Here is a 7,560-nt window from a genome sequence, read left to right on the forward strand (position 1 = left end):
TAGGGAGTAGGGAGTAGGGAGTAGGGAGTAGGGAGTAGGGAGTAGGGAGTAGGAACGCTCTGAAAATCTAATCACTCCTTAATTATTATATAGCAGTTCTCCTCTTGATGAGGTACACAAGATTTTTTCCCGATTCCCGATTCCCGATTCCCGATTCCCGATTCCCGATTCCCGATTCCCGATTCCCTAAAATCAAAAACTTGTGTAACTCACCTATTTTATAAATGCTATAAGAAGATAAGAGATGGCAAAATGTGAAAAAGTAAATGGCTAAGAAAGTAGCACTGCTGATCGGGGTTGATCAGTATGCAGAAGGTTTAACTACCAATCAAGCTGCATCCCATGATGTAGAAGCAATGCAGCGAGTTTTGCAAGAAAAAACCCTAGGGGATTTTAATCGGGTAGAGTTGCTGCTCAATCCCAATCTGGAAACCCTAAAACAGGGAATTCATAACCTAGTTGACCAATGTGGTGTCAATGACTTAGCCCTAGTTTTTTTCTCTGGAAAAGGAATTATTAATCAGGATGGTAAACTCTATTTAACAACTAGCATCACGACTAAAGATAACCTTGAAGGTACTGCATTACCCGCTGCTTTTTTACACCAGCAATTGAGTCGTAGTGATGCTCAGCAACAAATAGTAATTCTTGAGTGTGATTACTATAGTGCTTTAGCTAGTGCTTCCGCTGACGGTTGGCTGACAGAACCTGTGAGTGTCAATCTCAAGGAAGAACTCAGTGCTCCAGGGCGAGCAGTTCTCACCTCCTCCACAACGACACAAACCTCTTGTGAACAGGAACCAGCTGATTGTTCCCTTTACACCCAGTACTTAGTCGAAGGCATTGAAACTGGTGCAGCAGACCGAGATGGGGCTGGCTTAATCTATATTCGTGAATTACATAACTATGCCACCGAAAAAGTCCAGACTATTAAGCCCGAGATCGAGCCAGCCCTGCTTCTCGATAATAAAGGGTTGGATATTTTACTGACTATTTTAATGAATCAAGACCCCAACCATGATCCAGATAGTGAGTATCGCAAAATCGAAGCCAAGTATCGCAAAATTGTGGAAAACTATGAACGGTATGGTAAGATTCCTGAAATTGTTCAATATACCTTAAATAAAAAAAACCAAGAGTTGGGGATAACTGTTGACCTACACCAACCTGACCAACTCATTTCTGATCAAGGCATAGACTACTCTAACTTGCGATATTTACTAAGAGCCGGTAAATGGAAAGAAGCGGATCAGGAAACGTTTGCTCTAATGGTCAAAGCAGTTGATCGAGATGAAGACAACAATCTCGATCCTAAGTCAATCAAGAATTTTCCCTGCACCGATCTACACACCATTGAGCGGCTTTGGCTAAAGTATAGCAGTGGGCAATTCGGCTTCAGTTTGCAAAAAGAAATTTGGGAGAAGCTTGGCGGAAAACTTGATAGTGACGATAATAACGTTGATAAACTGGAATTCAACCGAAGCTTGTATGTTTTAAGTTCCTATTACAACCCCAACAGTATTTCCCGCAGTAATTATTTCCCTAACCTATTAGCGTATCAAACTCAGCTTTATCAACAATTTGGTCATCGTGTGGGATGGCGAGAGCGGAAAGGATTGCACCTCAGAAGACGATGGAGAAATTATGAAGACCTGACATTTTCCGTAATCTGGGCTCCAGTGGGTCACCTGCCAACTCTGGTTGGTCGTGATGGCATGAATTTGGGAGTATTATCGATTTGGAGGATGAGGATTAATTTATTCTCTCACCTTGAGGAGTGTTGGTTATAGCATTGAAGCTTCCCCAACTAAATCACAGATTCTAGTTGGGGAAATGCCAAGCTAGAGAAATAGCTCTCAGCACAAACAAAAATCATGCATCGAAACCGTTTCAAAGTTGGAACCTTTAACCTATGCAACTTAGTACTACCAGATGTCCTATACTATAGAAAGAAGATATATACCCAAACAGAGTACGCCCTTAAGACCACCTGGATCGCTGAACAACTGAAGAAGATGAAAGCTGACATTGTTGGCTTTCAAGAGGTATTTCATCAAGAAGCTCTCCAACAAGCACTGGCTCAGAGTCAAATTTATGATAATGCCACCACTGTGTTCGCAAAGCCTACCGGTAAAAGTCCAGTTGTTGCCCTGACCTCCAGGTTTCCAGTGCTTGAATACAACGTCATCAAAGATTTTCCCACTACGGCATGCCTGGATATCGAAGGAACAGACATCCCACTCAAGCGTTTTTCTCGACCAGTGTTAGAAGCACATCTCAAGCTGAGTGACACGATTGATTGTACAGTTTTTGTAATTCACCTCAAGTCCAAGCGTCCGATTATCCCAGATGGAGTAGACCGCAACGACCCGATTGAACAAGCCAAAGGACAAGCGAGATCTCTAATTCTCCGAGCAGCTGAAGCAACAGCTTTGCGGGTAATTTTGATGGATAAGCTGCAGCACAGGGATCATCCGGTAATAGTGATGGGTGATGTCAATGATAGTGGTGTGGCTATAACTTCTCAAATCGTTTCTGGAGAGCCCCCTTTGAGAAAACTCTGGTTTCAGCAAAAGCAGATGATCTGGGATGTGTTGTTGTATTACGTCAAAGACATTCAAGCTCGACAAAACTATGGTGACTTCTACTATACCCACATCCATAATGGCCACCACGAGAGCCTAGATCACATCCTGGTCAGTCAGGAATTCGTGGTTCAAAATCCCAAACGTATTGGCAGAGTTGGGTATGTCTCCCTTTTCAATGATCATCTAATCGACGAAACCTTGAGTGACGAGAAAATTGAGACTTGGCAATCTGATCACGGACAGGTCGTTGTCTCCATTGAACTTGATTCATAAGGTGATCTATGAACACTGAAGAGATAGCTAACATTTTCAACTTACCTCCTGAACTTCCTACCGAAGAACTGTTTGAACCGTTGATATCTACCGAGAGCCTATTAATCGAGCGCATCATCTCCACTGGACAAACGACACCAACCGGAGAGTGGTATGACCAAGACCAAGATGAATGGGTAATCCTCTTACAAGGGCAAGCAACCCTTGCCTACCTTGACGGTTCCAGTGTCAAGCTCAAAGCAGGAGATTATCTATTTATTAAAGCTCATCAAAAGCATCGAGTTGAATATACCAGTGCTGAGCCACCCTGCATTTGGCTAGCCATTCATGGCAATTTGCAACAAAAGCAGATCACAAAAGCTATAGAGTAATAGCCATTCAAGTATGCCCCTAAAGTATGAAGTTATGTAAAACGGTTTCATAACTTCATTACCTAGCCCTGATTACTTACTAGAGGTTACTGCTGTTATGGGGAAATGCGATCGCTATTTATTGTCCTCTCATTTTCCCTTAACTCTAGTAAATTTATATTTCCGAAATCCGTCTAAATCAGGAAATTCTTTCCGTAGATGGGAATAGTTTATATAAGCCCAAAAAAGGCCAGACTACCTTCAATGACAGTTCATAGACAGTTCATAGAAGTGTAGGACCCGAGTGAACTAGGAGATGATCATAAGACGCCGATGTCACTAGAAAATGGATTAAATGCTCTCAAACAAAAACGTTATGCAGAGGCGGTGCAATGGCTAGAAGACTATTGCCAGTATTGCCAAAATTCTTCCAATCACCATTCTCAAGAGTATAGTCAAGCCCAAGCCGCTCTGGTGAAAGCCTATAGCGGTAATGGTGAGAACAAAAAAGCGATCGCCCTCTGTCGGAAGTTAGAAAATCACCCAAATTCCCAGGTCAGCAATTGGGCAAAAAAATGTCTGACCACCCTCACTTCAAAATCAACAAAAACAACCCCAACAAAAACAACAGCGAAAGCCGTGTCAAAATCCCGTCACAAAGCCGGAAGAGTGGCGCAAACTGGCATAAGGTTAGCCATGAAAGGCATTGCCGGTAATCTTGCCCTTGCCTCTGGTGTTACCATCTCTTTACTATTTGGGATGGTATTAGTATTAGCTCTGAGTTTGCTGCTAATCCTTAATAGTAACAATCCTGTTACTGGGTTAATCATCGCAGTTGCCATCACCCTAATTTTTAATGTTGCTGCCTTTTTCATCTCTCCCTGGATCATGGACTTAACCCAACGGTGGCTTTACCAAACCCGTTGGGTAACCCTAGCAGATATCCAGCGCTATAGTCCTGAAAGCGCAGAAGTGATTGAGCGGGTTTGTCAAGAAAAAAATCTCAAACAACCTCGATTGGGTATTATTGACGACCAAAATCCCACCGCGTTTACCTATGGTTCTCTACCAAACAGCGCTCGTTTAGTCGTTAGTCAGGGTTTATTTACTTACCTCGATGATGATGAAATCGCCACAGTTTATGCTCATGAATTGGGGCATATTGTCCACTGGGACTTTGCCGTAATGACCTTAGCGGCGACGTTAGTACAAATCACCTACCTGATCTATTCTTTCGCCAGACGGATCAGTCGCGGCGGTGGTAGCAGTAAAGGCAAAGATGCTGCTCAAACAGCAGCAATGGTAGCTTATGTGTTTTACATTATCGGCACTTACTTGGTGCTGTACTTATCCCGAACCCGAGAATACTATGCTGATCACTTTGCTGCTGAAACTACCGGTAACCCAAATGCTCTATCACGAGCGTTGGTGAAGATTGCCTACGGTATCGTCGAAGAAGGGCAACGAGCAAAAGAACCCAGTAAATTGATTGAAGGAACCCGCAGCCTCGGGATTTACGACCACAAAGCGGCTGCTTCTACCGGTACGGCTTATCGTATCGCCTCAGACTCCCAGAAAGTCGGGCAAGTCTTTCTCTGGGATATCTTTAACCCCTGGGGTTGGTGGATGGAGTTGAATTCTACTCATCCTCTAACCGGTAAACGAGTCCGCGCTTTAACTACTTATGCTGAGCAAATGGACTTAGAGACTGAATTTGATATGGCTACTGTAGTCCGAGAAGGCAATCAGCTCAGTAAGAAAAAGCTCTATGGTAATTTTGCCGTGGATATTGTATTGTTCAATGCTCAGTTCATTGGTAGTATTACTGGTTTAATAATTGCTTCTATCGTCTTGAGTTGGACTGCTCAAGTAACAGTATTGCCAAGCTTTATGCTCTTTGGTTTTGCTGTGGGAACCTTAATTAAGACCCTGGTGATGTACCCAGATTTCAAGCAATCGTCTAAATCGGATATCTTCACCTTAATGTGTGACCCCTACGCCAGTCCTTTGCGTGGTCGTCCCGTGAAACTCCAAGGTGAATTAATTGGTCGCGGCGATGCTGGCTATAAATTTGGTTCCGATCTCAAGCTTCAAGACCGCAGTGGGATGATTTATACGCGCTATGCTTCTCGCTTTGGTCCAATCGGTAACTTCTTCTTTGGTAGCAGTAAGGTGCAGAACTTAATTGGCTCCGAAGTCAATGTAGTTGGCTGGTTCCGCAGAGGAATTGCCCCTTGGCTAGACTTGATCCAGTTGGAAAGTAATAACACCACTGTCAACAGCTACCATCGTTTCTGGTCATTGATTGTTGCAGTTGGAGCAATTATTTTGGGTGTTGGACTTTTCTTTGTCCTGTGATATCATCTCCGGTTGTTTCGGGAGTCGGGAGTCGGGAGTCGGGAATCGGGAGTCGGGAGTCGGGAGTCGGGAGTCGGGAGTAGTGATGCAGCGCGGTCTTTCCTACTGTTCCCTGTTCCCTGTTCCCTATTCCCTATTCCCTATTCCCTATTCCCTATTCCCTATTCCCTTTGTTATACTTTAAAACTTCACTCTAGTCTCACCTCTTTTGACAGGTGTCTAAACCAATTAAAGTACAAACAAATAGATAGGATAATAAATAAAAACAACAGGATACCAAAATTATCCCAACGTTTCATCATTAACATGATTCCCATTAAAAACAAAACTATCTGCCAAGGAATCCCGATCAATGTAGAGAGAATATCGCGCCGATTTTCGTTCCTGATTTTTGCCTGACTATTAGCTGGGAGGTTTTGACGGATTACTCCCCAAAATCCAAACGGTCGAGTGACTCGATAAAAATTATCCATTACCTCCCGGTCAGTTGGCTCAGTTAAAAATGTTCCTAGGATACATCCTAGTAATGAGCAAATGCTGGGAATGAGAAACAGGGCATATTCCTGAAATTGAGCGTAATTTAAATTGGGTATTACTATTGCCTTAGTTAAAATAGCCGCTACCATCCCCGCCACTGTCCCAAGGGCAAATCCATATCCATTAAAGCGCCACCAGTACCATCTCAACACCAGAGGAATAGACAGTCCAGCACCTAGTCCCAGGGTTAGCCATCCCCAAATGTCATTGATATTGGTGATATTGAAACTAAATAGCAATCCCACCACTACAATTACAATTGATGCCCAGCGGCTTTGAACAATCAGTTGTTGGCTAGAGGCTTGGGGATTGATATAAGCTTGATAAATATCCTTAACCCAGTAAGCAGCACTAGCATTGATGATTGAGTCAAAGGTAGACATAGCTGCTGCAATAAAACAAGCGATCAGCAACCCTTTTATCCCTACTGGCACATATTCTGCGATCACCGTTGGTAAGATAAGTTCAGGGTCAGCAATTACTGCTTTAGTGGTTCCGTAATGGATACCCAATACTGCAAAGGCTGTAACCAAGGGCCAACGAAAAGAAAGCAAGATTATCCAAAATAGGGACAGTAACCCAGCTTCGCGATCGCTTTTTGCGGCAAAATAGCGTTGGATCATATAGCCACCCCCGCCGCCAAAGCCTACCATAATTTCTTTGAACAGATAGAATAAAATCACCCCACCGAACAAATTGAAGATGGCATAGTCTCCCGGTAAATCAACTGCGATTGGGGGTGAGATACTGCTCCACTCCGCGAAATTCCAAGTTTGCAATTGCTCAGCCCCAGGAATCGAGACCGAGAAGGTATCCGGAATAGTTGCCGTAGAGAATGCGATCGCACAAATATAGATAATCGCAATAAAAATCAAAATACCTTGAAATACATCCGTCCATACTACCCCATAAAAACCGCTAACAGCCGTATATACCAGGGCGAGCAAAATCAAAAATATCGAAGCATAGCGGTCATCAATACCCAGAAATTCCCCCAGGAATTTGCCCCCCCCAACCGAAAAGTAACTCATTGAGCCAATAGCAAAGATAATATTAGCAACAGCACTGATGATCCGAGCCGTATTGCCTTCCCTTCCTGAGCCGAAGCGCAAGTGCATCCATTCCGCCAAAGTCATCACCTTTGCCCGTCGGTTCCACTTGCCCATGAATATCATAAAAATAGCCATAATTAACACAACGCCACCCCGGATCTCGATGAAAAATCCCTTCGTTCCCAGAGCATAAATTAAGGCGCTGATCACCATCGTGCCAGCCAGGTCAGTATTGGAAGCCATTCCAGAAGCACCCAAAACCCACCAGGGCAGATTGCGATTTCCCAAAAAGTAAGATTCTATACCCTCAGATGCTTTCCGTTGAAGAATAACCCCAAAAACGACTATGCAAATCAGGTAAATAGTAACAATGATGTAATCAACTGGATGCATGAATTTTAT

At 43.5% G+C, this 7,560-nt stretch carries 6 protein-coding genes; 5 read left to right on the forward strand and 1 reads right to left on the reverse strand.

Annotation, left to right across the window (positions count from 1 at the left end; genetic code table 11):
- Positions 1 to 266 precede the first annotated feature (266 nt).
- The 5 genes from AC4II3_RS29735 to AC4II3_RS29755 all read left to right on the forward strand — a co-directional run bounded on the left by AC4II3_RS29735 (position 267) and on the right by AC4II3_RS29755 (position 5,753).
- The gene (locus AC4II3_RS29735) at positions 267 to 1,790 is read left to right on the forward strand and encodes a GUN4 domain-containing protein (RefSeq protein ID WP_488008770.1); all 1,524 of its coding nucleotides are present in this window, start codon (positions 267 to 269) and stop codon (positions 1,788 to 1,790) included.
- Between the two features lie 84 nt (positions 1,791 to 1,874).
- Positions 1,875 to 2,861 carry an endonuclease/exonuclease/phosphatase family protein gene (locus tag AC4II3_RS29740; protein ID WP_488008772.1) on the forward strand — a complete coding sequence of 329 codons (987 nt, stop codon included), beginning with the start codon at positions 1,875 to 1,877 and terminating at the stop codon, positions 2,859 to 2,861.
- Between the two features lie 8 nt (positions 2,862 to 2,869).
- A complete protein-coding gene (locus tag AC4II3_RS29745; RefSeq protein WP_488008774.1) occupies positions 2,870 to 3,232 on the forward strand; it encodes a cupin domain-containing protein in 363 nt (120 codons plus the stop codon).
- A gap of 312 nt (positions 3,233 to 3,544) precedes the next feature.
- Entirely contained in the window at positions 3,545 to 5,569 is a 2,025-nt protein-coding gene (locus tag AC4II3_RS29750) for a M48 family metalloprotease (RefSeq protein ID WP_488008776.1), read from the forward strand.
- Entirely contained in the window at positions 5,544 to 5,753 is a 210-nt protein-coding gene (locus tag AC4II3_RS29755) for a hypothetical protein (protein WP_488008778.1), read from the forward strand. The genes AC4II3_RS29750 and AC4II3_RS29755 overlap by 26 nt, the downstream gene beginning before the upstream one ends.
- Positions 5,754 to 5,757: 4 nt before the next feature.
- Here the strand turns inward: AC4II3_RS29755 and AC4II3_RS29760 are convergent, their stop codons facing one another.
- Positions 5,758 to 7,551 carry a sodium:solute symporter family transporter gene (locus tag AC4II3_RS29760; RefSeq protein WP_488008780.1) on the reverse strand — a complete coding sequence of 598 codons (1,794 nt, stop codon included), beginning with the start codon at positions 7,549 to 7,551 and terminating at the stop codon, positions 5,758 to 5,760.
- Positions 7,552 to 7,560 lie beyond the last annotated feature (9 nt).

This window comes from Moorena sp. (genome assembly GCF_982860115.1).

Excerpts from the sequence above, each read along its gene's own strand:
- AC4II3_RS29735 (WP_488008770.1), top strand. The coding sequence starts at position 267 with ATGGCTAAGAAAGTAGCACTGCTGATCGGGGTTGATCAGTATGCAGAA.
- AC4II3_RS29740 (WP_488008772.1), top strand. The coding sequence starts at position 1,875 with ATGCATCGAAACCGTTTCAAAGTTGGAACCTTTAACCTATGCAACTTA.
- AC4II3_RS29745 (WP_488008774.1), top strand. The coding sequence starts at position 2,870 with ATGAACACTGAAGAGATAGCTAACATTTTCAACTTACCTCCTGAACTT.
- AC4II3_RS29750 (WP_488008776.1), top strand. The coding sequence starts at position 3,545 with ATGTCACTAGAAAATGGATTAAATGCTCTCAAACAAAAACGTTATGCA.
- AC4II3_RS29760 (WP_488008780.1), bottom strand. The coding sequence starts at position 7,551 with ATGCATCCAGTTGATTACATCATTGTTACTATTTACCTGATTTGCATA.